We start from the raw sequence: 26004 nt of genomic DNA, 5'->3' as shown, positions 1-26004 counted from the left end.
TTCAAATAGGAAAGTAAAACCCCTTTTATGTAGGTTTCATTAGATTTTAGCTCAATACCTCGAGCATCGCTTTCGCCTTCAACAAACATTCTTCATATTCTTTTTCGGGTACAGATTGTGAAGTGATGGCACTTCCTACAGAAAACGAAACGTATTGATGTTCCTGATTGTATAAAATGCTTCTGATAACCACATTAAAATCGAAATCGCCATTTGGAGTAAAATATCCCACTGCGCCACTATACAAACCGCGTTTGGTTTCCTCAAGAGTTTCGATAATTTTCATCACCGAAAATTTGGGTGCTCCCGTCATGCTTCCCATCGGGAAAGACATTTTAATCGCATCAATAACGGAGTATTGGCTGTCTATTTTAGAAGTTATGGTTGAAATCATTTGGTGGACTTGTAAAAACGAATAGATACCGCACAATTCTTGAACTGCGACAGAACCATTTTGAGCTGTTCTGGATAAATCGTTGCGAACCAAATCTGTAATCATAATGTTTTCGGCACGTTCTTTTGGATCCAAGGTCAATTGAATTTTTGAATTTTCGTCTTCATTAGGGTCCAAAAATCTCTTGGATGTTCCTTTGATAGGTTGGGAAATCAGTTGCTCGCCTTCCTTTTTTAAATAGCGTTCTGGTGAAGCGGACAACAAAAAATGGTTGTTATTTTTAAAAAAAACGGCAAATGGCGATCGGGAAATTTCATTGAGTTTCAGAAACTTTTCCGCTGGATTTATTGTGGCATTTTCTGCAAAAAATTCCATGCAAAAATTGGCTTCATAAATATCACCCTGATGAATATGAGCCAATATTTTTGATACTTTAGCGAGATAATTCTCCTTCGAAATTCGTTGTTCAATGGTTACTCCGTCATGACTTTCGGCTTTCGACGTTAGACTTTTAACTATTTCTTCAAAATCTTCTTCCATTTCATCGTCACACATGTTTAGATATTGGATTTCGAGTTCATTTCCTTTTAATAAAAATAGTTTTTTGGGTTGAAAAAAAAATAAATCTGGAAAATTCAATCCGTCAAAATTATTGGATTGCAAGACCTCTACGTCATTCTTTAAATCATAGGTCAAATAACCAAATAGCCAATCCTTGGTAGTTTGCTGGTATTGTTTTAAATCATCAAAAGCATTATGATAGTCCGTTTTTATGGAAGTAAATGCGTCTACAGCAAGAACACAATCGTAACTGGAAAATTTTTGATTATGATTATATTCAGAATTGCTATCAAGAAAAACCACTTCACGAAATTGTTGCGACCAAGACAACAGTTGTTCTTTAAACGCCAATGGCTTGGAAATTGACTTGGAAATTGAAACTCTCAAAAACTAATTATTTTAGATTTCAAAATTACAATAAAAAAATCCCATCCAAGAAATCGAGTTAAAAAATTAATGGCATGATTTTTATTACAAATCAAACACCAACTTTCACCTAAATTGATTCGACTATTGATAGAAAACTACGTATTGCATTTTACCCGTTCACCACTTATGTAACCCATTTATTAATCAATACTAAATTCTATTTCTTATGAAATCGCCAAGATTCAAAATCACAAATTATAATGAAAATTGGCGATACCATATTCATTTAAAAAACAAATATTAACTACATATGAAAACAATTGCAAAATTAGGCGTAGTGGCATTACTCCTTATCGCAGTCCTATTTTCCTGTAAAAAAGCAGAATCCTTGAATGAAGAGGCCATGGCTAACACTCAAAGTAGTGACAGCATATCGTCATCTGCAGCAGTCGAGAGAAAAGGGGAAACCCAGAAATTTATTCGAACTGCCGATTTAAAATTTAAAGTAAAAAACGTTGCAAAATCAACCTATACCATTGAAAACACAGTCAATACATTTGGCGGATATGTGACCTATACCAATTTACAAAGTACCGTAAACGAACGAATTGAAACCAAAATTAGTCAAGACAGCATTTTAGAAACCACTAAATATGCTGTCGAAAATAACATTACCATTCGAGTTCCCAACACTCAACTCGACACCGTCATAAAAACGATAGCAAAGCAAATTGACTTTCTGGATTACCGCGTCATCAAAGCTGATGATGTTTCCCTAAAATTACTTTCGAATCAATACGCTCAAAAAAGAAGTGGTTTCATCGAAAGAAGAATAGAAAAAGCAATTGATGAGAAAGGCAAAAAAATAAATGATATTATTGATGCCGAAACGAATTTGGCAAGCCAAAAAGAACAAAATGACAATCAAAAAATCGAAAATCTGTCTCTGCAAGATCAAGTGAGTTTTAGCACGCTAACACTTGTACTTTACCAACGGGACAGCATCAAACGGGAAATCGTTGCCAATGAAAAAGATAAATATTCCTTTCAACCCAATATGGGTTTGCAAATTGTTGATGCTTTAAAAGGGGGTTGGTATATCCTGCAAGAAACAATTGTTTTTCTAATTCAACTTTGGTGGTTATTTGTACTAAGTAGTATCGGATTTTTTGTTTACAGAAAATATTTTAAAAATAAAACATAAACCACTCGTAAACTGAAGGTTATTTATTTCAAAATAATTATATTTGATATGAATTAAAAACTTTTTTAAGTTTGACGTTTTGATTTTGGGCATTTATTTAGTAACATGCACTATTATCTAGTGAACATTTCTATTAGTTTTCATACACTTTTGGGAAAAGGAACGAAAACAAACAGTTTTACGACTATCTTAATTTAACCAATAAAAATAATATATTATGAAAATTACTACTATTATTATCCGAACTTTAATAGGACTGCTTTTGCTATTTGCATCTATCAGTTTTTTTTTAAAATTAATGCCTGAACCAGTGACAACAGGTGATTTCAAGGCTTTCCAAGTGGGTTTAATCGCATCGACTTATTTAATGCCCTTGGCAAAAACGGTGGAATTACTTTGCGGAATAGCATATGTTTCTGGACGCTTTGTCACATTAGCCAACATCATGATTTTACCAGTTACATTGAATATTTTATTAATTAATTTATACATGACACCTGAAAACCTTCCCATTGCACTATTCGTCTTTTTGGGAAACTTATTTCTAATCTACAGCTATTGGACGAATTATAAAAGTTTGTTTGTGATGTAAATTATCAATAATTATAAATAAAAAAAACCCGTTTCACAATGTGTCGAAACGGGTTTCTTTCTATAATAAATCTGAATTACACATGTAATGCTCTATTATCTGTAGCAGCTAGTGCGGCTTCCTTGATTGCTTCTGCAAATGTTGGATGTGCGTGACTCATTCTGGAAATATCTTCGGAAGAGGCTTTAAATTCCATAGCAGTTACGGCCTCAGCGATTAAATCGGCACAACGGGCTCCAATCATATGCACACCAAGAACCTCATCGGTTTTTGCATTGGCAAGAATTTTCACAAACCCATCCAAATCTCCGCTAGCACGAGCGCGACCTAAAGCTTTAAACGGGAAACTTCCGGATTTAAATTCTACTCCAGAGGCTTTCAATTGCTCCTCGGTTTGCCCTACTGCAGCCACTTCTGGCCAGGTATAAACAACACCCGGAATCAAATTATAATTGATATGTGGTTTTTGTCCCGCCAAGATTTCGGCAACCATAGTCCCTTCTTCTTCTGCTTTATGTGCGAGCATGGCACCCCGTACAACGTCACCAATGGCGTATATATTCGAAATATTTGTTTGTAAATGGTCATTCACTTCAACCATTCCTCTCTCCGATAGCTTTACTCCTGCTTTCTCTGCGTTTAATCCATTAGTGTATGGACGGCGACCTACAGATACCAAAGAATAATCACCTTCTAACGTAACGGTTTCCCCTTTTATATTTTCGGCTTGAACGACGACTACATCTCCTTTTCTTTCTACAGATTTCACTTTATGGGAAACATAGAATTTCATGCCTTGTTTTTTCAATACTTTCGTTAATTCTTTAGACAACGAACTATCCATTCCTGGAATGATTCTATCCATAAATTCCACTACAGAAACCTGTGCCCCCAATCGCAAATAAACCTGACCCAATTCAATTCCGATAACGCCTCCTCCTATGATTACCAAATGTTTTGGCACTTCTTTCAGCTTCAAGGCTTCGGTAGAAGTAATGATTCGTTCTTTATCTATTTTGATAAATGGCAACGATGACGGTTTAGACCCTGTTGCAATAATGATGTTTTTGGCTTCCAGAGTTTCTGAAGTGCCATCAACTTTGGCAACAGCCACATGGGTAGCATCAACAAAGGACCCCAAACCTTCAAAAACCGTGATTTTATTTTTATCCATAAGGAATTTTACGCCCCCCGAAGTTTGGTCAACAACAGCCTGTTTGCGCGCAATCATTTTCTCCAAATTTACTTTTACCTCGCCTGAAACTTCTATTCCGTGATCGGCAAAATGGGTAATTTCTGAATAATGATGAGATGAAGACAACAAAGCTTTTGAAGGAATGCATCCCACGTTTAAACAAGTGCCTCCCAAAGTGGAATATTTCTCGATAATAGCGGTTTTAAAACCCAGTTGTGCACAACGAATGGCTGATACATATCCGCCGGGGCCAGAACCTATAATGACTACGTCAAATGAACTCATTGTATATTTATTTTGTTGTGTTTTTTAAAAAATTGTGGCACAAAATTAATGAATTTTGTTTATAAAGAAGATTGTTTATTTAGTAATTTCAATAAAAAAAGACAGCGAATACCTCAACTGCCTTATTTATTAAGTTAAAAACTATTTCTTATTTTTTTGATGGCATTTTTCCCATCCTTTTGAGCATAATTTCCATAGACTTCATTTCGGGTTGTCCCGGCATAGTCATATACATTGCTAATTTATGGTTGTTGTTATCAATAATCATGTATTCTTCTCGAACCATCATATCCTGACCATTACTTGGATTAACACATGTCCCTTTAAAATGGATGGTTTTCGAAGCCTCATCCCAGGTTCCTTCCATATACATGATTCCTGTTCCCATGTTGTCTATCCAGGTACTTTGAAACATTTTTTTTGCATTGTCATAGCCTAAAATAGACATTCCCTCGAATAGTTTTCCATCCATAGTTCCTACATGTTTGGACTCTTGATATCTACCTCCAAAAATCATTCTGTTACTCGCTTTGGCTTTACTTTTGGTAGGTGGCGCAGAAGGATCCATCCACATGGTTACTTCTTCTGACCAAACGCCGTTGTATTTATTTAACATTTTATGCACCTCACCCGGTGTCATATAGGCTTGCCACGATTTCATCATTTCTTCTTTACTGGCTCCCTGAGCCTGAAGATTCACCGAATAAGCAACCATAAAAACCGTCAATAAGAATATTTTTTTCATAATATTATATTTAATTGGTTATTAGTCATAAAGTTACTAAATATTTTTTTTACATAAAATACTAAAAATCAAATAATTTTTAGTATAAATTATATGACGTAGTGCTTTTTACTTCGCTTATCATAAATGTGCTGTGTGTGCTTCCGATATGGTCTAAAGTAGTCAACTTTGTGACCAGAAATTCCCGATAGGCCTCCATGTCTTTCACCACAATTTTCAGTATATAATCATATTCGCCACTCACGTGATGGCATTCTAAAACCTCTTTGAGCTTGATGACTTCTTTTTCAAATTTAGTCAGGAATTCTTTGGTATGCTGAATGAGTTTGATGTGACAGAAAACAACAAATCCCTTTTCTACTTTAGTGCGATTGAGTAGGACAACATACTTATCGATGATGCCTTCCCGTTCCAGCTTTTTGATGCGTTCATAGACGGCAGTTACGGAAAGATTCAGTTTTATTGCCAATGCTGCTGTCGTCTTTTTACAATCTTCCTGAAGCATTCCGAGTAATTTTTTATCTGTTGAGTCTAAATTCATGATGGTGGTTTTAAAAAAACTAAAAAAATGTACTTATTCAAACAAATTTAGAATATTTATCTACTAAAATTTATTTTTAATTTAAAATAAACTTAATTTTAATACATCTATTGATTTTTAATCTTTAAAAAATGAATTTCGAACTATTAAATCCAATAATATGAAAAATTTCAATCCTGCTGATAACATTCAAGACCTACAATACTTTGGAGAATTTGGTGGTGTCAACCCTTCCATATCGGACAGTTCCACCTATACATTCCTTTCCGCTAAGACCATGTTTGACACTTTTGAAGGCCATGCTGAAGGTTGCTATTTATATTCCCGCCATGCCTCGCCCAGCAATTTATATTTGGATCAAGCTTTGGCGGCTATGGAAGGTACGGAAGCAGCCAATGTTGCGGCATCAGGAATGGGAGCCATCTCGCCTACCCTTTTACAACTTTGCAGCCAAGGCAATCATGTTGTTTCTAGTAGAACCATTTATGGTGGAACCTACGCTTTCCTTAAAAACTTTGCTTCCCGTTTTGGTATTAAAACCTCGTTTGTAGACATCACCAAACTCGATGTGGTGGAAGCTGCCATTACACCCGAAACGAAAGTTTTGTATTGCGAAACCGTCAGTAACCCTTTATTGGAAGTGGCCGATATTGCTCGTTTGTCCATCATTGCCAAGAAACATAATTTACAATTGGTGGTTGACAATACGTTTTCACCATTATCAGTTTCGCCCGCGCGATTAGGGGCTGATATTGTGATTCACAGTTTAACAAAATACATCAACGGAAGCAGTGATACTGTGGCTGGCGTTACCTGTGCCTCTCGCGAATTCATCAATAGTTTAAAAAATGTGAACAATGGGGCAAGCATGCTTTTGGGACCAACAATGGACAGTTTGCGCTCTGCCAGCGTGATGAAAAACCTGCGCACCTTGCATATCCGCATGAAACAGCACAGCTACAATGCTTTGTACCTAGCCGAACGTTTTGAAAAAGACGGGCTAAAAACTGTCTATCCCGGATTGAAAAGCCATCCGAGCCACGAGTTATACAGCACTATGATTAATCGTGAGTATGGTTTTGGAGGCATGATGACGCTGGATGTGGGAACTTTAGGCAATGCCAACGAACTGATGGAATTGATGCAATCCCGAAACCTAGGCTATCTCGCAGTAAGTTTAGGATTTTACAAAACCTTGTTTAGCGCTCCAGGAACTTCCACCTCGAGTGAAATCCCTTCAGAAGAACAAGCATCCATGGGGCTGACTGACGGATTGATTCGACTTTCCATAGGGTTGGATAATGATATTGAACGTACCTACCAAATGATGAAAAACTGCATGGTAGAACTGGGTATTTTGTGATTTTTTTAGCATTTATTAATGCTCTGTAAAAAACATATACTTTCCCAAAAATTTTGACTCTATTCGGGGGTATTTTTATTGTAATGGTATTCATTATTGCAAAATTAATTTCAAATTCATATCGATCTAAATGTTAAGAAAAAGTTATAAACACTAAAACGTTATAGTTAGTCGATCATGAGAAAATAAATAATATTAGCCTTAATTTTTCCTATTTTTATAGAATTATAGACCACCAAACAACAATAACCAAAAAAAATGAAAAAGAAACTACTACTCTTGATTGTGCTTTCTGTTTGCTATTTCAATTCGAATGCACAAGTTCACACTTCTTATTTATGGCACTTACATCAACCCACTTATTGGGGAGACATCAGCAAGAAAAACCCCAATCGATACCAAATGGTTAAAGAATCCCAAGATTTAAAGACCTCAGGAGGAAACAATGACATCAATGGATTAGCGCATCCTACCAATAATCTTCAGGAAATATTTGGAGTTGGCGACAGAGTTGCAGCATACCAATTTGCGCCTAAAAACGCCATTAGTTCCATTAAAGATTTATCAGAAGCCGGCGCCCAAATTACCTATGGAGGCTCATTGATGGAAAACGTAAATGAACTGGCACAGGCGAACCAGTGGGGGTATTCTCCCTCTTGGATCCAAAACATTAAAGATGCAAAAGGATGGAAAACATCTGAAGGATTTTCTCGCATGGAAGTAGTCTCTTTCACGATGCACCACGCCCTTTCCCCTCTGCTGAGTGACGAAGCATTGAAAAAAGAAATAAAAGCACACCAATATTATTCGGCACAATTATTTGGCTCTCACGATTCCAAAGGATATTGGCCAGCAGAATGTGCTTTTTCTGAAAGAATCATCAAGACTTTGACAGAATGCGGTATCGAATGGTCGGTAATTGCCAACAGCCATTTATCTCGTACATTATCTGATTATCCTATAAAATATGGAAATGGTGGTACCATGTGTGATGTTCCAAACAAAGCAGATCAAGTAGATACCAAAGGCAACACTTGGATTTCAGTTCAAAAAGATGCCCGTGGAGGTCAATTTGCAATTCCATACAGCTATTTGCCTTACAAATCAAAATATATTGATCCTGAAACGGCACAAGAATATAAAATCACCGTTGTTCCAATGGCTGATTATGAAAGTTATGAAGACGGCTACGCAGCTATAGGTACCACATTACTAGATCCTATTGTTGCTAAGGCATCAACTTCACCAAGACCTCCTTTTGTTCTTTTTGCCCATGATGGAGACAACGCTTGGGGGGGAGGATCCTCTTATTATGACGAATCGGTTAGAGGGTTTTCTCATGCAGCAGCAGCCACAGGAATAGTTCCTACCACTATTCCACAATATTTAAAAGATCATCCTGTAGCAGACACTGAAGTGGTTCACGTTGAAGATGGCGCATGGGTAAATGCCGACGGCGATTTTGGACACCCACAATTTACCAACTGGTTATGGCCTTTCTATACAGGAATAACCTATAAATTTAATCCAACGGGCTGGACAGAAGACATGATGAATCAGGCGATTACTACTGCAGGAGAAAACCATGCTATTATGGCGGAGCAATTAGAAGGAAGCAATCTTCGCACGAGTGAAATCGTAAACCCAACCGCAGCAATAAGTCCAGCGGAAAAAGCTTGGCATTTTTTGATGGCTGGTTATGACAGTGGAAACGCCTATTATGGTTTAGCCGAGGATTTAGAAATAAAAACTACACTTGCAGTAAATAGATGTGTGCAGTTTGCAAAACCTACCTTGGATGCACATCCGGGAGTTGACAATACAAAGCCATCTGTATTTATCCCCCAACGTTGGCCTTACAATCCTGGAGAAAAAGGGTTTGGAGCACCTTATGGGTACAAAGAATTCCTGAATTCTGCTGATTTCACTGTTTATACTTTCGCATATGATGTAAGCGGAGTTCAAAAATCAGAATTAAAATACAGAGTGGATACCGATGGTAAAAACAGTCCAAACTCTAACCACAACGATATTTATGCTGGAGGAAGCGAAGTGGGAAGCTGGGTTACTTTACCTATGACGGAACGTATTTTCCCAAAAGGAAATGTGATGAGTAGCACTCAGGCCGATTTATATATGTTACCCGAAGTAATTGCAAATCAATATTACGCTGAAATTGCCGGAATATCAGAAAAATTATTGGATTATTACGTAGAAGTTACCGATAAAAAAGGAAATGTAACCAAATCTAAAATCCAACACGTTTGGGTTGGTAAAAATTTAGATGTTGCCCCAAAAATCGCATTTGAACCGGCTACCAATTATTCTGCTACTCCAATAGACGTGAAAATCACCGCCACAGATTCCACAGATCCTAGCCCAAAAGTATATTATACTACAGACGGGAGTACGCCTACAACTTCATCTGCAAGTTTTGTTTCAACAAAAACAATCAACATTACGGCCACGACTACTTTTAACATATTAACAGTAGACATGGATGGGAACCAAAGCACGGCATCTCAAAAATTTACGATTGGCGCCATTACCCCAATCACCGTTTATTTCAAACCGTTAGCAACTTGGGGAATCCCTAAAATTTATTATTGGAATGCCGTTCCTGCAAGTAGCGTTCCTACCATTACTTGGGCGCAGTCTATTCCAATGACTGCAACTGCTGATGGCTGGTACTCCTACACTTTCACAGGAATTACCTCGGTGAACGTCATTTTTAGAAACGCAGCCGGAAACGCCCAAAGTATCGATTTAACGGGAATTACTACAGACAAATGGTTTGATTCTTCTTTCAATCCGGTACTTGCAGTTGAAAACAATTTTCAAATCGCAAATGAGCTAATCCTCTATCCTAATCCTACTTACGGAACATTACTTATTCAATCTACAGACAAAGTGAGTGAAGCAGGAATTTTCGATATAAAAGGGAGCTTGGTATCCTTTCAAAGCGTTCGCAACCAACAAATTGAAATGAAAGATTTGGCAGCAGGCACCTACATCATAAAAATGATTACCGAAGGCCGAAAAACAATCATCAAGCAGGTGATTAAAAAATAAAAAAAACAGTTCTAAAAATAGAGGTAACTTTAGTGATAAGGTTGCCTCTATTTTTTTACATTCACTTGCACAAAAATTACTGTTAACTGACTATTTTCAAACTTTTCTTTTTCAAATCCGTTCATCATCAAAAAAATTTAATTGAAAATGATTCCACAAAGTCGTAATTTTGCAATTCAATAATTTTAAAATCACAAAAATGGATTTAATGGGAATGATGGGCAAACTGAAGGAAACCCAACAAAAAATAGAAGACACCAAAAAGCGTTTAGATGACGTTCTAATTGACGAACAAAGCAATGACGGCAAATTGAAAGTGACTTTGACCGCAAACCGAAAAATAAAAAGCATTACCATTGACGATGCCTTACTGGAAGATAAGGAACAACTGGAAGATTATTTGATCGTGGTGCTGAACAAAGCCATCGAAAAAGCCTCCAACGTAAACCAAGCCGAATTAGATGCCGTGACTAAGGTAGATATTCCAATGATACCGGGAATGGAAGATTTGTTTAAATAAATAATAAGGTTTAAACTTTTTAACTGTAATCAAAATTTTAATCCTTAATATAAAAAAATCATCAAAAACTCAACCAATTAACCCCAAAACTAACCTAAATCGATACGATGAATCAAAAAAACTGGCACGAAAAACACGTTGAAACATTGAGCTTTGGTAGCCGTTTAGCAGATGTGGTGGCCAAAGGTATGGGGTCTTGGAAATTCATTATCATTCAAACCATTCTGGTCATCCTTTGGATGGGACTAAACCTTATTGGCTTCATGTATCATTGGGATGTTTATCCGTTTATATTGCTCAACCTTCTTTTCTCGACACAAGCGGCCTACGCAGCCCCCATAATCATGATGTCCCAAAACCGGCAAAATGAAAGGGATCGAATGCAAGCCAAAGCAGATTACCAAACTAATATTGATGCAAAAAAAGAGATTGAAGCTCTAACCGTAGTACTCAACCGAATTGAGCTAGAAAAATTAGACAAGATTATCACCCTGCTGGAAGAGTTGAAAAAATAAACATAAATTATCAAACCTTATAATTTCAAAAGTGTTTCCATTACATAGGTATGCATCACTTCCCGATAATCCAAATGGGTTACAATCCGCAATTTTCCATGGCCCATAGAGCTTATGGAGATACCTTTTTGTTGTAATTTTTCTATCAATAGCGCTTCATTTACATTGGGCCGAACCGAAAAAATCAGAATATTGGTTTCAACAGGTTCTACTTTGGCAACCCAAGGCAATTTTTGCAAAACATTCGCCAATTCCTTGGCTCGCCTATGATCATCAGCCAATCTTTCTATATTATTGCTTAAGGCATAAATTCCTGCAGCCGCCAAATAACCGACTTGACGCATGCCACCACCCAATATTTTACGGATACGCAAGGCTCGGTTTATTGTGGCTTTATCCGATAACAAAAGGGAACCAATTGGCGCGCCAAGACCCTTAGACAAACAAACCGAAATGGTGTCAAACACGTTGCCATAAGCTTTCGGATTGTCATTTGTGGCAACCAAAGCATTCCAGATCCTAGCTCCGTCCAAGTGGAATTTCAAATTATTGGAGTCGCAAACGGCTTTTATCCTCTTAAACTCTTCAAAATCATAGCAAGCTCCACCGCCTTTGTTGGTGGTATTCTCCACACAAACCAAGCTAGTCAACGGGCTATGATAAAACTCGGGATTGTTTATCGCTCTTTCCACTTGATGGGCAGTAATCATCCCGCGATCTCCATCGAGCAAACTACAGGAAACCCCGCTATTAAAGGACACGCCACCACCTTCATAATTATAAATATGTGCCCATTTATCGGCAATGAGTTGTTCTCCTGGCTGGGTATGTAATTTTATCGCCGTTTGATTGGCCATCGTTCCTGAAGGAAAAAACAATGCAGCTTCCATCCCAAACATTTCAGCGACTTGAGCCTCTAACGCAATGACCGTGGGGTCTTGTTTGTAAACGTCATCTCCCACTTTGGCATTAAACATATAACGCAACATTTCCTCACTTGGTATTGTAACAGTATCGCTAACTAAATTTATTTTCATATTGAATGTATCTTTTAAAATAGCCACGGTTTTCTATGGCTCTACTACGCAAAAAAATACTATTTTTGCGATTACAAAATTACATAATTTATGACAACTACCGAACAAATAAAAGGTATTGTGGAGCGCCTTGGTGCGTTGAGGAGGTATCTTTGACGTTGATGCCAAACTGATAGAAATTACCAACGAAGAAGAAAAAACGTTAGCTCCCGATTTTTGGAACAATCCCAAAGAAGCCGAAGCATACATAAAAACCCTTCGTTCCAAGAAAAAATGGGTGGAAGATTACAATAAGGCGGTCGAAATGACAGACGAATTGCAATTGGCCTACGAATTCTATAAAGAAGGTGAACTTACCACTGAAGAATTAGACGAACAATACCGTCTTACCAATACCCATATAGAAGCCATTGAATTCAAAAACATGTTGTCTGATGAAGGCGACTCTTTAAGTGCTGTACTGCAAATTACTGCAGGTGCTGGTGGGACGGAAAGCTGCGATTGGGCCGAAATGCTCATGCGAATGTACATGATGTGGGGTGAAAAATATGGGTACAAAATTAAGGAACTGAATTTCCAAAAAGGAGAAGCCGCTGGAATCAAAACCGTAACTCTGGAATTTGAAGGAGATTATTCTTTTGGATACTTGAAAGGCGAAAATGGAGTGCATCGATTGGTGCGCATTTCCCCGTTTGACAGCAATGCCAAGCGTCACACTTCATTTGCTTCGGTATATGTGTATCCGCTTGTTGATGATAGCATCGAAATCGAAATTAATCCTGCCGATATTGAAATTATAACCTCACGCTCTAGTGGAGCTGGAGGGCAAAATGTGAATAAAGTGGAGACCAAAGTACAATTGGTGCATAAACCGACCGGAATTCAAATTCAATGTTCTGAAACGCGTTCACAACAAGATAACAGGCAAAGAGCCATGCAAATGCTTCGTTCGCAGTTGTATGAAATTGAATTAAAAAAACAACAGGAACAGCGCGCGGATATTGAAGCTGGAAAAATGAAAATAGAATGGGGTTCGCAAATCCGGAATTATGTCATGCACCCTTATAAATTGGTCAAAGATGTGCGTACTGGCTATGAAACCAGCAATGTTGACGGAGTGATGAACGGGGAAATAGACGAATTCCTGAAGGCCTACCTGATGATGATGGGACAAAAGAGCGACGAATAGATTATAAATCGAATTATTTTGAAAAGAGAAATTATCCAAACGCTCGACGGCTCCACAACCATCCATTTGCAGGAGTGGAACGAATGTTATCATTCCAAGCATGGGGCAATTCAAGAGGCCCAACACGTATTTATAAAAAACGGACTTTCCTTGTTTAAAAATGCAAAAGTTGCCATTTTAGAAATAGGATTCGGCACTGGTTTAAACTCATTTATCACTTTTTTGGAAGCACCAAAAATGGGACAATCTATAGATTATGTAGGTGTGGAAGCCTATCCTGTTTCTACTGATGAAGTGCTATCTATGAATTATGTTGAGGAATTGAATGCCACAAATGACAGAGCGGTTTTCGAGAAAATGCATTCCTCCACTTGGGAAGAGAAAAACATCCTTACAAACGAATTTTCTTTAACCAAAAGAAAACAATTGTTCGAGGAAATTGATGATGTAGAACAGTTTGACTTGATTTATTTTGACGCTTTCGGTTATAGGGTACAACCGGAATTGTGGAGTACCGAAGTTTTTAGAAAAATGCACACAGCTCTTAAACCTAAGGGAGTACTGGTCACCTATGCTGCTCGTGGTGTGGTAAAAAGGAGTATGATTGAAGTGGGCTTTACAGTTGAAAAACTCCAAGGACCGCCCGGCAAACGTGAAATGTTTCGAGCCACAAAATTATAGATTTTTTTCAATCATTTGATTCTACAAAAACGTCTCTGGAGTCTCGTTCCTGCTTTTATTTTACTAGTATAAAGCCGTTATGGGATTCTACTCTAAATTCTGGCACAATTTAGTAAGTTATTTCATAGTCTTAATTAAAATTAACGCCAGTAAACGCTTATTTAAGTAATTAATCGATATTTTTTTAACAATTTATTTTGTTAATAATTATAATTTATGTTATATTTACATACGTTCTTATTTAAGATAACCCCTAATCTTATTACCATGCCTAGAATGATTTATGACTACACCAAATCGGTACTTGAGAGAGTCAGTTTTGATCCAATTCTTTTTTGTAAAGAATTAAAAAAAGCAATAAAAAATTTATTGCCCTATGAAATTGAGCAATTGAGAAAATGGCTTCAGAGCTTCACTTTCGAACATCCTGAATTACAGCAATACATAAGTATTGTAAATTAATAAAAATTGAATCGACAATAGCCAATTCATTCCGCCGCGCTCGCTCGGCGGTTTTTTTATACTTTACTGTTGCAACTATTACATTTACAACAAAAAAAAAGCGGTTTCATTTTTGAAACCGCTTATAAAACTTTTTTAGAAAGTAATTTTTATTTTCCGTCTTTGGCTTCTTGAACCATTTTGTCATTTGCTGTAATGGCAAATTCTACACGACGATTTTGACTTCTACCATCCGCAGTATCATTAGAAGCAATTGGGTCAGCAATTCCTAAACCAGTTACACTAAACCTACTTGAATTCAATCCTTTGGATGCTAAATAATTTTTTACTGAAGCAGCTCTTTCGCCTGATAATTTCAAATTATAATCTGCAGAACCCGTACTGTCTGTATAACCATAAATAACGATATTAGTGTCAGGATACTCGTTAAAAACTTTAACTAATTTATCCAAATTAGCCTTAGCCGTTGAGGTCAAAGTCGATTTGTTGGTATCAAACCGAACTGCATTCTCGTTTAAAACCAATTTAATTCCCTCTCCAACACGAACTACATCTGCACCAGGAAGCACCGCATCAATTTCTCTAGCCTGCTTGTCCATTTTATTTCCAATAACACCACCTGCAACACCACCAACAACACCACCAAGAACGGCTCCAAGAGCACCATTTCCACCTTTTCCAACATTGTTCCCAAGAACACCTCCTAAAATAGCTCCACCCACAGCGCCAATACCGGCACCTCTTTGGGCATTATTTGTGTTTTTTATTGCTTCGCAACTTGTAAAAAGGGTACCTGACATTACTATCAAAGCAAGCACCATTATTGAAATCTTTTTCATACCTTATTTTTTTTAAATTAATTTACTCTATTAAATTGATAAACAACATCAGTCATTTTTCCTCCCACATTAATTTTGTCAATTAACTGAAACGATTCTTGTGTTTGTGCCGCAAGAGAAAGCACATATCCGTCTCTTACTTTTTTAGCTTTTTCGCCAGCATATATGATTTTCAAAACAAACTGTCCGTCTTTATTGACAAACCATTTAATTGGTGATGTAAATGCTGTACAATCTGATTTTGTCAAAGCCATTTGCCCTGAATCATTATTAGACACAAATTTCCAAGTACTTCCCTCGAAACATTTTGAATCTGCTATCTGAAAAGAATTCACTTTAATGTATTCAGACCCGGGATAAGCTACTGAAGATAAGATCCAATTTCCTTTAATGGCAACTTGGGACTTATTATCTACCTTATTATTTGTAACGGCTGCCTTAGGTTTACACGAAAAGATCAACGTACTCAATGCAAGCAACAAAATAATTTTTTTCATCGTTTTAATTTTAAAATTTAACTTTTGCAAATATACAAACGTATAAGAAGTATATCCTTTCAAAATTAAATTATTTTATTATAAAATTAACAGTTGCGACAATTTGTCATTTACAGCTATTTGGTATCTTATTTGAGTCAATATTTAAAATTTAACTTAAAAAACAAAAAAATATGACAACTGGAAAAATTAACGTTTCGGTAGAAAACATCTTTCCCTTAATCAAGAAATTTTTATACAGCGATCACGAGATCTTTTTGCGTGAGTTAATTTCAAATGGGACTGATGCTACCCTAAAATTAAAACATTTAACGAGCATTGGTGAAGCCAAAGTAGAATATGGAAACCCAATTATTGAAGTAAAAATTGATAAAGAAGGCAAAAAACTTCACATTATCGATCAGGGGATTGGTATGACTTCCGATGAAGTAGAAAAGTACATCAACCAATTGGCATTTTCAGGCGCCGAAGAATTCCTTGAAAAATACAAAGATTCTGCCAAAGATTCCGGAATCATCGGTCATTTTGGTCTTGGTTTTTATTCTGCCTTTATGGTAGCTTCTAAAGTAGAAATCATCACAAAATCATACAAAGATGAACCTGCGGCACATTGGATTTGTGATGGCAGCCCCGAATTCTCTTTAGAGGCATCAGACAAAACCACTCGTGGAACGGAGATTGTTTTGCATATTGCCGAAGATTCTTTAGAATTTTTGGAAGAATACAAAATCAAGGAATTGTTGAATAAATACAATAAATTCATGCCTATTCCAATTAAATTTGGAACTAAGAAACAAACACTCCCCTTAGCCGAAGATGCTCCAGAAAATGTAAAGGCTGAGGAAATTGAAGTTGACAATATCATCAACAACCCTAATCCTGCTTGGACTAAACAACCATCTGAATTATCAGAGGAAGATTATAAAACGTTCTACCATGAATTGTATCCTATGCAATTTGAAGAACCGTTATTTAACATTCACTTGAATGTAGATTATCCGTTTAACTTAACAGGAATTTTATATTTTCCAAAGTTAGGTTCCGATTTACAAATTCAAAAGGATAAAATTCAGTTATATCAAAACCAAGTATATGTAACGGATAATGTAGAAGGGATTGTTCCTGAATTTTTAACCATGCTGAAAGGGGCAATTGATTCTCCAGATATTCCTTTGAATGTTTCCCGTTCCAGTTTGCAAGCGGATGGCTCGGTTAAGAAAATTTCGAATTACATCACTCGTAAAGTAGCCGACAAATTAAAATCATTATTCACCGAAAACCGGGAGGATTTTGAAAAGAAATGGAATGACATTAAAATCGTTTTAGAATACGGAATGCTTTCCGAAGACAAGTTCTATGAAAAAGCTGGTGCTTTCGTTTTATATCCAACGGTTGACAACAAATATTTTACTTTAGAAGAACTGAAAGAAAATCTAAAAGACAAACAAACTGACAAGGACGGAAAACTGGTTGTTTTATATGCTGGAAACAAAGAAGCACAACATTCATATATCGAAATTGCCAAAGATAAAGGCTATGAAGTGTTGTTATTGGACTCCCCTATTATTTCGCATTTAATCCAGAAAATTGAAGGTGACAACAAAGACATCACTTTTGTTCGTGTAGATTCTGATCATATTGATAATTTAATCAAAAAAGAAGAAACTGCCATTTCTAAATTGTCTGATGAAGAAAAAGAAAGTTTAAAAACGGTTTTAGAAACTATTGTGCCAAAACAAACCTATTCCGTACAATTGGAAGCTTTAGACAGCAATGCCTCTCCGTTTATCATCACGCAACCTGAATTTATGCGTCGAATGAAAGAAATGAGCCAATCAGGCGGCGGAGGAATGTTCGGAATGGGAAATATGCCAGAAATGTATAATTTGGTGGTGAATACCAATTCGGAATTAGCAACAACCATTCTTGCTACCGAAGACAAGTCAGCGCAAGAAAGTTTGGTAAAACAAGCATTGGATTTGGCCAAATTATCACAAAACTTATTGAAAGGCGAAGCTCTAACGGCATTTGTAAAAAGAAGTTTTGAAATGATAAAATAAGTACCTCATTTCGTTTATAAAATCGTTCGGGTCGCAGATTAAAAAAAGACTTAGATTAAAAACATAAAGCAAAAGAAAGACCCTGTAATCGAAAGTTTACAGGGTCTTTTATGTATTGAAAATCTAAAGTTTCTTTTATCTTTTCAATGTGAAATGTGCTTTAAACGATTTATTGGTATTAGATTCAAAATAGTTTAGCGTAAACCAATAATCCGTCGACGGCAGTTGTTTCCCATTATAAGTTCCATCCCATCCCATCCCATTAGAAGCGCTAATTTGTTTAATCAATTTTCCATATCGGTCATAGATAAAAATACTGGCAGTTGGATCGTTCAAACTTCCGATATTCCAAGTGTCATTAATACCGTCTCCGTTTGGAGTGAAATATTTTGGATAATCAATTACTGTCACTGGTTGACTCATATTGGTACACCCTTGAGGGTCTGTTACCTTTACATTATGAAAGCCACTACTAGCTCCCATAAATACATTTTCACTCTGAAGAGCCCCTAAATCGAGCTGATAGAGAAATGGTCCCGTACCTCCAGTTACGGCTATTGTTATAACAGAATTTTGTGTAAAAGCATCTGTTACGGTAGCCAAGAAAGGGTTATCAGCCGGATAATTGGTAACCACTGTTGCAGTAACTTCTTTAGAAACGCAACCAGTCGAGGTATTGGTCACAATTACAGAATAAGAGCCCGCAATTTTGGCCTCATAACTGCTCGAAACCGCTCCATCAATAAGTACACCGCCCAAGAACCATTCGAAATCAAAATTGGAGTTGCTTAATCCGGTGCTTAAAGTATAGGATTTGAAGGTAGTGTTTGTGACTTGTTCCGCACAAATAATACCGTCTGTGATTGCCGGTACTGGAGCTGCATTAACATTTATGGTTACATTTATCGATTTTCCATCACAGCCGTTAAGGCTTGGTGTTATTGTATAAATTGCTTTTCCCGGAACAGTGTCTGCTTCGAGAGTTTGATTAATTACATCTCCGCTTCCGTCAACTGCCCCAATCACTCCTGTCGGAAGAACCGTCCAAGCGAATGTGGTTCCAGGAATATTTGGAGAGAGGGAAATACTGGTAGTTTCTCCGCTGCAAATGGTCGTTCCCGTAGATCCGAAAACTTCTGGAGTGGGATTCACTGTTAAAGTAACCGTAATTGGTATTCCGACACAACCGTTTGCCTTTGGTGTTATCAAATAATCAACAGTCCCTTGAGTTAGGCCAACCGTTTTTATCGTTTGGGCAATCGTGGTACCACTTCCTGACAAAGCACCTAAAACCCCTTTTGGAACGACCGTCCAACTGAAAGTAGTTCCAGCAACATTACTGGTTAACGCAATATCGGTAGCGCTTCCAGAACAAATAGGCAATAAAGTTGTATTCGCAGTTACAACAGGTATGGGATTCACCGTGACAGTCGCTATAATTGGCAATCCTTTACAACCGTTCACAGTAGGCACAATCGAATAGACGGCACTACCTGGGTTATTGCCTAATGCTGTTAAAGTTTGTGAAATAGTAGTACCGGTTCCTGAACTAGCTCCGTTAACACTGGTTTGTACCGAAGTCCAATCAAAAATTGTCCCTGCGATACTACTTGTTAGCGCAATTGCCGAAGTATCACCGGAGCAAATGGATTGTACACTTGGTGTTGCGGATGCGACAGGTAAAGAAATAACAGTGATTACTAGTTTTATAGGCGTTGCTGAAACACATTGTCCTAGATCTGGTATAAACGTGTAGGTTTTGCTTACCGCATTATCAAATGCTGGAGACCAAGTTCCTGTAATTCCGTTAGTGGAGGATACTGGCAAAGTGAATACTGTTCCAGCACAAATTGGGGATACTGGACTAAAAACAGGCGTTACGATTGGGTTGACGGTAATGGTCAAATCTACTGGAATGGCACACAAACCAGCCGTCGGTGTAAAAGTATATTTTGTAGTGGCAGTATTATCCAAAGCGGGGGACCAAGTTCCGGTTATTCCGTTATTTGAAGTCGTAGGCAAGGCCATTAAAACGACTCCCGAACAAATAGGTGAAACTGCAGTAAAAGTGGGTGTGATTTTTGGATTTACCGTAATCTTTAAATCAGCCGTTGTGGCACATAAACCTGTCGTCGGAGTAAAAGTATAGGTCTTTGTTGCAGTATTATCCAAAGCAGGAGCCCAAGTTCCAGTTATTCCGTTATTTGAAGTCGTAGGCAAAGGAGATAGTGTTGTTCCTGAACAAATATCAGGAACGGCAGTAAAAGTAGGTATGACTTTCGCATTTACTTTAATCTCTAATGCAGTTGCCGAGGCGCATAGTCCCGCTGTTGGCTTGAATGCATAGGTTGTCGTTGCAGTATTATTTAAAACGGGAGACCAAGTTCCGGTAATTAAATTAGTTGAAGTCGTAGGCAAGGGAGATAGTGTTGTTCCTGAACATATGGCAGCAACAGGGGCAAACGTAGGAATTACAATTGGATTGACCGTAATCTTTAAATCAGCCGTTGTGGCACACAAACCAACCGTTGGAGTAAAGGTATAAGTTTTCGTCGCAGTATTATCCAAAGCGGGAGACCAAGTTCCGGTTATTCCGTTAATTGAAGTCGTTGGCAAGGGTGATAAAGTGACTCCTGAACAAATAGGTAAAACCGCAGTAAAAGTGGGTATAACTTTTGGATTCACCGTAATCACTAAATCAGCTGTTGTGGTGCATTGCCCCACTATTGCCGTTGGCGTAAAAGTATAGGTTGTCGTTTTAGTATTATCCAAAGCGGGAGACCAAGTACCCGTCATACCGTTATCTGATGTTGTAGGTAAAGGCAATAAGGCACTTCCTGAACAAATGGCTGCAACGGGTGTAAAAACGGGAATATCTTTCGGAATAACTGTAATCGTTAAGAAAACTTTTGGAGTACATACATCAATAACTTTTGGGGTAAAAGTGTAAATTGTAGTCTTAGTGTTATCCAAAGCAGGAGACCAAGTTCCAATTATTCCATTTTTTGATGTCGTAGGCAATGGTAAAAGCGTTGCACCAGAACATATATCGGCAACTGGGTCAAAAACTGGAGCTAAATTTGGAATAACTGTAATACTAACAGTTTTAGGATTTGCACACACACCAAATGTTGGGGTAAAAGTATAATCAGAAGTCCCTAAGTTTACTGTACTTACCTCAGCTGGATTCCAAGTTCCAGGAATCGAAGGAACATCAATAGATGATACTAATTTTTCTGCAATCGTATTCTGACAAACCACAGGCGGAATATTAAACGTGGAATTAATATTTTCCCGTATATTTATGGGTAAATCTAATGTATTTGCGCAAGGAAAAAGAATAGGGTCTGGCTTAAATATATAATGTGCACTTTTTACTTCATTAGTTACAATATCTGGTGACCAAGTTCCTGTAACACCATTAAGAGATGTTTTTGAAAGAATTGGGGCAGAACCGGAGCAATAAGATGAATTAATACCAAAAACAGGTTCTATTCTTGCTGGGCAGGGAATAACGCAAGTTACAGACTGAGGAGAGAAACAAGGAACTCCAGTTACCTTATAAATAATAAAAGTAACGTTTTGATTATAATCTAAATTAAGAACTTCATATGAACTAAGCTTATCATTAACATAATAAAGAGTTGGATCACCACTCTTTGTATAGTAGGAATAGTAATCTCCCGTGCAACCTGCTACTGGTGACCAGTCAAAAAATAGTGAAGTTCCTGTTGTTGCCTGAGTGGGATCACATTTAAAATTAGCTGCTGTTGCACCTGTATTTGCCACAACAGTAATAGGCAATATCTTATTTGTAGCACATTGTCCTGCATTTGGTGTAAATGTATAACTTCCACTTTGTAAATTATTTACTTTAGTTGGCGACCAAGTTCCTGTAATTCCATTATCAGAAACTAGAGGTAATGCTTGAGGAATTGACCCAAAGCAAATTAAAGTTGAAATTGTATTAAAAGTGGGAGTTGTAGTTGTTGGACAACCTGCTGGCAAACCACAAGTCATAGGTGGGACTGTTATACAAGGAAATCCCACCACTGACGTTATGGTAAGAGTTACGTTTTGGCCAGGAGCTACACCAAACACTTCCAAATGGGTTGTATTAGCAGTTCCACTAACTAATGGAGCCCCATTAATGGAATATGTGTATAACCACTTAGGGCTAAATCCAGGAGGATTATTCCAATCAAAAAACACTGAATTGGCTGTTGTGGCTTGGGTAGGATCACATACTATCGTTATTGTTGCCCCCGTATTAGCCACCACATTTACAACAAGGGCTGCACGGGCACTTTCACAGGTTCCCACAGTTTGACTCACGTAATAGGTTACAGACCCAACCGTGGCTGTAGATGGAGTTGGTGCAGTTGCAGATGCGGTGCCTCCTGTAGCAGAAGTGCCGTACCAATTTAAGGTCGCTCCAGACAGAGTCGTTAATGGGGATGCTACACTATTTTGACAATAGGTAACAGGAACTACCGTTGGCGGTGCAATAGTACCCCCAACAAGAGATACCGTTACAGGTTTAATATCAAAACAGGTTCCTGAAGTACTCTTTATATAGTATGTTCCGGCACCAACCGCATTAGGGCTGGCCTGAGCAGTTGTTGCTGTTGCATTAGTCCAATAAGTGAGCGTTCCTCCTCCGGTACTCCCAGTTGTAACCCCCGGCACAGTAATGTCAACGGTTGTAACACCACATCCTATACTTTGATTGGTAATGGTTAAAACCGGAGAGGTATTAACTGTAACCACAACAGGTTTAATATCGGTGCAAGTTCCCACTGTGCTTTTAATATAATATGTTCCGCTAGTGGCAATTGCCGTCGGTGTCGTCAATGTGTTCGTTGCTGCAGCATTGGTCCAATACGTCAACGTTCCTCCACCGGTACTTCCTGATGTTACTGCAGGCGAAGTAATATCGACAGTGGCAGGGAAACAGACAGAAGCTGGATTGGTGATGGTTAAAACCGGAGAGTTATTAACGGTAACTACGACTGGCTTAATATTAACACAAGTTCCTACTGTGGTTTTGATGTAATAGGTTCCGCTAGTGGCAATTGCCGTTGGTGTTGTCAAAGTGCTCGTTGCTGTTGCATTGGTCCAATACGTTAGTGTTCCTCCTCCAGTACTTCCAGCCGTTACTGCAGGCGAAGTAATATCGACAGTTGCAGGAGAACAGACAGAAACAGGGTTGGTGATAGTTAGAACTGGAGATGTATTAACAGTAACGACAACAGGTTTAATATCAATACAAGTTCCGACTGTAGTTTTAATGTAATATGTTCCGCTGGCGGTTATAGCCGTTGGCGTTGTTAAAGTGCTCGTTGCTGTAGCATTTGTCCAATATGTCAACGTTCCTCCACCTGTACTTCCAGCTGTTACTGCAGGCGATGTAATATCGACAGTTGCAGGGGAACAGACAGAAGCAGGATTGGTAATAGTTAAAGCGCCTGAACCTATATTCAAAGTTACGGTGTCGCTTATATTAGTGCCAGCGGCATTTGTGGCAGTCAAAGTCAAGACAATTGTACCAGTAGCCCCCACAGGAATTGTATAATCTGTACTTAACGAAGTGCCCGCCGAAAAAACACCTCCGATGGGATTAGCCGACCAAGCTACCGATTGTTGCCCTACGGCATTTCCTGAAAGAGAAACTTTGCTTCCTGGACATCCGCTTATTGGAGTGGTTCCTGCATCAACCGTAAAAATAGCGACAGGGGCCACACAGCCGTAATTCACATACGTTGCAGCTCCTGTAGGTGTATAGTTAACAATTGCACCTGCAGTTTTCCCTAATGAGTTATCGACCAACTTTGAAGCAACAATATTAACCGAATCAGAACACCCTCCTGCTCCTGAAAAGGACATATTAAGAGTTCCATCTTTAGTATTACTAATATGCCCACTTACAGTTGCTGGATTATTCTGAAAAATAATATAAATGGTATCTGCCAAAGCTCCAAATGAATTTGAAACCGTATTCATATTATAACTACTCACGAGAATGACTGTTCCACCTGCTGGAACTATTCCTCCAGGGGGTTCAAGTAATTTCCCGCCCCCTCCTGCTGCAAGTATGTCGGCATTCAATTGCGCAACTTTTGCTGCAGATGTTGCATTTTGAATAACGCCTTTCCAAAGAGCGGTAGCAACAGGCCATGAAACATTTAAGTTATTTGTGTTGAGAGGTGAAGAACCTACTTGGAATCGTACCATTTCATTAAGCCCTTCATCGTTTGGAGCGGGAAGCGGAGTTACACAAGCCGCCACCAATACACTCTCAATTTGGAAGCACTGAGAAAACGTTTTTTGGCAAGAAAACAAACTTAAAACGGTAATAAACACTAGGGTGATTTTGATTCTAAATTTCATTAATTTGTAATATTTTGATAAATTATAATACTATTTCCTGTACAAATCCTTCGATAAAAATAGAGTTTAATTCTAATTTTATTGCATTAACATCACGATATCCTACAAGCAGTAAAAAAACCGTATAGGTTTTTTTATAAATCAAGTTAAAAATCCTACAAGGTCAATAAAAGACTTTGTAGGATAAATTAACACCGTGTTACATTTTAAAACATTAATTGAATTCAGGGTATTCCTATTTTAAAATTCATTAAAAAATGAGCCATTAAAAATTATTTATTAATATAAACCCATCCTGTTTTAGTTGTCCCATTTTCAAATTCCACAACATAGTAATAAGTAGCATCCGGTAATTCTTGTCCGCCATCGGTAGTTCCGTTCCACTCCTTATTATAATTAGATTTGCTATATACTTTGATACCGTATCTGTTAAAAATTTCAAGTTTTTTCACGTGAAAATTACTCAAATCAAACACGTCATTTTTACCATCACCGTTTGGAGAAATCCCTTTTGGAATCTCACAGTAGAAAAAAGTAACGTTCTCAGTTGCCTCAGCTGGGCATCCACCGCTATTCATTACAACTTTGTAGTTATCGGTAGTTTTTACAACTAAAGTATTTGATGTTTCTGCTAACAATGTTCCTCCTTTATACCAAGCATAAGTTGGACTACTATCCGATGTCGTAGCGACCAAAGTATAATCAGTTTCGACACAACTGGCAGTGATAGTTACCGTAGGATTATTTACAGTTACCGATCTTGTTATTTTTGCATCAATACAACCTCCCGCTCCAGTTACTATATAAGTAATGGTGGCGCTTCCGGAAGCCATGCCCGTTACTGTTCCAGTAGCATTTACCGTTGCAATTGTGTCATCAGATGAAACCCATGTTCCTGCTACATCTCCATTGGAAGAAAAAACTGAAGTCCCATTAGAACAAATGGTTTGAACACCACTCAAAATTCCCGCATTTGGAGCTGCAGTTATTGTTACGGTTCTTGTTGCTGTTACATCAGAGCAACCACCACTTCCCGTTACTTTATACGTTATTGTTGCACTTCCTGCAGCAATAGGCGTCACGATTCCGGCAGTACCAACCGTTGCTATTAAAGCATCAGATGATGACCAAGATCCTCCTAAATCTCCATTTGAAGTAAAAGTTGTAGTTCCATTAGAGCAAATGGTTTGAACACCACTCAAAATTCCCGCATTTGGAGCTGCAGTTATCGTCACAGTTCTAATTGCCGTTGCAGCAGAGCAACTGCCTAACCCATTCATCGTATATGTTATTGTTGCAGTTCCTGCAGCAACAGGCGTAACGGTTCCGGCAACATCAACCGTTGCGATTGCGGTATCGGACGATGACCATGTCCCCCCTGATTGAGTTGAATAGAAGGTCGTAGTTCCATTAGAACAAATGGTTTGAACACCACTCAAAATTCCCGCATTTGGAGCTGCAGTTATCGTCACAGTTCTAATTGCCGTTGCAGC

General features: G+C 37.9%; 19 protein-coding genes. 10 read left to right on the top strand and 9 right to left on the bottom strand.

What is annotated here, in order from left to right:
- Positions 1-46: 46 nt before the first annotated feature.
- Complete coding sequence (locus tag DB895_RS13265; RefSeq protein WP_116725854.1) at positions 47-1342, bottom strand: anthranilate synthase component I family protein; 1296 nt, start codon at positions 1340-1342, stop codon at positions 47-49.
- A gap of 292 nt (positions 1343-1634) precedes the next feature.
- Between DB895_RS13265 and DB895_RS13260 the strand changes: the two genes are divergently transcribed.
- Both DB895_RS13260 and DB895_RS13255 read left to right on the top strand, forming a co-directional pair.
- Entirely contained in the window at positions 1635-2528 is an 894-nt protein-coding gene (locus tag DB895_RS13260) for a DUF4349 domain-containing protein (RefSeq protein ID WP_116725853.1), read from the top strand.
- Between the two features lie 217 nt (positions 2529-2745).
- Positions 2746-3120, top strand: coding sequence for a DoxX family protein (locus DB895_RS13255; RefSeq protein ID WP_116725852.1), 375 nt, complete (start codon positions 2746-2748; stop codon positions 3118-3120).
- Between the two features lie 76 nt (positions 3121-3196).
- Here DB895_RS13255 and lpdA read toward each other — a convergent pair whose 3' ends face one another.
- From lpdA to DB895_RS13240, 3 genes are all read right to left on the bottom strand, one after another.
- Positions 3197-4600, bottom strand: coding sequence for a dihydrolipoyl dehydrogenase (lpdA, locus tag DB895_RS13250; RefSeq protein WP_116725851.1), 1404 nt, complete (start codon positions 4598-4600; stop codon positions 3197-3199).
- A 148-nt stretch (positions 4601-4748) separates the two neighbouring features.
- On the bottom strand, positions 4749-5345 hold the full coding sequence (locus DB895_RS13245; protein ID WP_116725850.1) for a DUF1579 domain-containing protein: 597 nt from the start codon (positions 5343-5345) through the stop codon (positions 4749-4751).
- A 79-nt stretch (positions 5346-5424) separates the two neighbouring features.
- Positions 5425-5886, bottom strand: coding sequence for an Lrp/AsnC family transcriptional regulator (locus tag DB895_RS13240; protein ID WP_116725849.1), 462 nt, complete (start codon positions 5884-5886; stop codon positions 5425-5427).
- 160 nt (positions 5887-6046) lie between these two features.
- Between DB895_RS13240 and DB895_RS13235 the strand changes: the two genes are divergently transcribed.
- From DB895_RS13235 to DB895_RS13220, 4 genes are all read left to right on the top strand, one after another.
- Positions 6047-7249 (top strand): aminotransferase class I/II-fold pyridoxal phosphate-dependent enzyme, encoded by a 1203-nt coding sequence (locus tag DB895_RS13235; RefSeq protein WP_116725848.1) that lies wholly within the window; start codon positions 6047-6049, stop codon positions 7247-7249.
- A gap of 258 nt (positions 7250-7507) precedes the next feature.
- A complete protein-coding gene (locus DB895_RS13230) occupies positions 7508-10321 on the top strand; it encodes a starch-binding protein (RefSeq protein ID WP_116725847.1) in 2814 nt (937 codons plus the stop codon).
- Between the two features lie 199 nt (positions 10322-10520).
- Complete coding sequence (locus tag DB895_RS13225) at positions 10521-10841, top strand: YbaB/EbfC family nucleoid-associated protein (RefSeq protein WP_116725846.1); 321 nt, start codon at positions 10521-10523, stop codon at positions 10839-10841.
- 107 nt (positions 10842-10948) lie between these two features.
- On the top strand, positions 10949-11356 hold the full coding sequence (locus tag DB895_RS13220) for a DUF1003 domain-containing protein (protein ID WP_116725845.1): 408 nt from the start codon (positions 10949-10951) through the stop codon (positions 11354-11356).
- A 17-nt stretch (positions 11357-11373) separates the two neighbouring features.
- On the opposite strand, the gene DB895_RS13215 is transcribed toward DB895_RS13220, so the two are convergent.
- Complete coding sequence (locus DB895_RS13215) at positions 11374-12393, bottom strand: threonine aldolase family protein (RefSeq protein WP_116725861.1); 1020 nt, start codon at positions 12391-12393, stop codon at positions 11374-11376.
- 90 nt (positions 12394-12483) lie between these two features.
- On the opposite strand from DB895_RS13215, the gene prfB reads away from it, so the two are divergent.
- The 3 genes from prfB (at position 12484) to DB895_RS13200 (ending at position 14725) form a co-directional block, all read left to right on the top strand.
- A protein-coding gene (prfB, locus tag DB895_RS13210; protein ID WP_116725844.1) for a peptide chain release factor 2 occupies positions 12484-13582 on the top strand; the annotation gives its coding sequence in 2 pieces (ribosomal slippage) (positions 12484-12546 and positions 12548-13582; 1098 coding nt in all).
- Positions 13583-13600: 18 nt separating this feature from the next.
- Entirely contained in the window at positions 13601-14263 is a 663-nt protein-coding gene (mnmD, locus tag DB895_RS13205; protein WP_116725843.1) for a tRNA (5-methylaminomethyl-2-thiouridine)(34)-methyltransferase MnmD, read from the top strand.
- A 267-nt stretch (positions 14264-14530) separates the two neighbouring features.
- Complete coding sequence (locus DB895_RS13200; protein ID WP_116725842.1) at positions 14531-14725, top strand: hypothetical protein; 195 nt, start codon at positions 14531-14533, stop codon at positions 14723-14725.
- A 149-nt stretch (positions 14726-14874) separates the two neighbouring features.
- On the opposite strand, the gene DB895_RS13195 is transcribed toward DB895_RS13200, so the two are convergent.
- Positions 14875-15564, bottom strand: a complete 690-nt coding sequence (locus tag DB895_RS13195; protein WP_116725841.1) for an OmpA family protein — start codon at positions 15562-15564, stop codon at positions 14875-14877.
- A 17-nt stretch (positions 15565-15581) separates the two neighbouring features.
- Positions 15582-16061, bottom strand: coding sequence for a lipocalin family protein (locus DB895_RS13190; protein ID WP_116725840.1), 480 nt, complete (start codon positions 16059-16061; stop codon positions 15582-15584).
- A 173-nt stretch (positions 16062-16234) separates the two neighbouring features.
- On the opposite strand from DB895_RS13190, the gene htpG reads away from it, so the two are divergent.
- Positions 16235-18121: a molecular chaperone HtpG gene (gene htpG / locus DB895_RS13185; RefSeq protein ID WP_116725839.1), complete on the top strand. Its 1887-nt coding sequence runs from the start codon at positions 16235-16237 to the stop codon at positions 18119-18121.
- A gap of 135 nt (positions 18122-18256) precedes the next feature.
- Here htpG and DB895_RS13180 read toward each other — a convergent pair whose 3' ends face one another.
- Both DB895_RS13180 and DB895_RS13175 read right to left on the bottom strand, forming a co-directional pair.
- A complete protein-coding gene (locus DB895_RS13180) occupies positions 18257-24511 on the bottom strand; it encodes a T9SS type B sorting domain-containing protein (RefSeq protein ID WP_116725838.1) in 6255 nt (2084 codons plus the stop codon).
- 272 nt (positions 24512-24783) lie between these two features.
- On the bottom strand, positions 24784-26004 hold a 1221-nt coding region (locus tag DB895_RS13175; protein ID WP_133242679.1), incomplete at its 5' end, for a T9SS type B sorting domain-containing protein.

It is taken from the genome of Flavobacterium psychrotolerans, from assembly GCF_003097635.1.
In the GTDB taxonomy this organism is placed as follows: domain Bacteria; phylum Bacteroidota; class Bacteroidia; order Flavobacteriales; family Flavobacteriaceae; genus Flavobacterium; species Flavobacterium psychrotolerans.
This window is presented reverse-complemented; position numbering and strand designations above follow the sequence as displayed.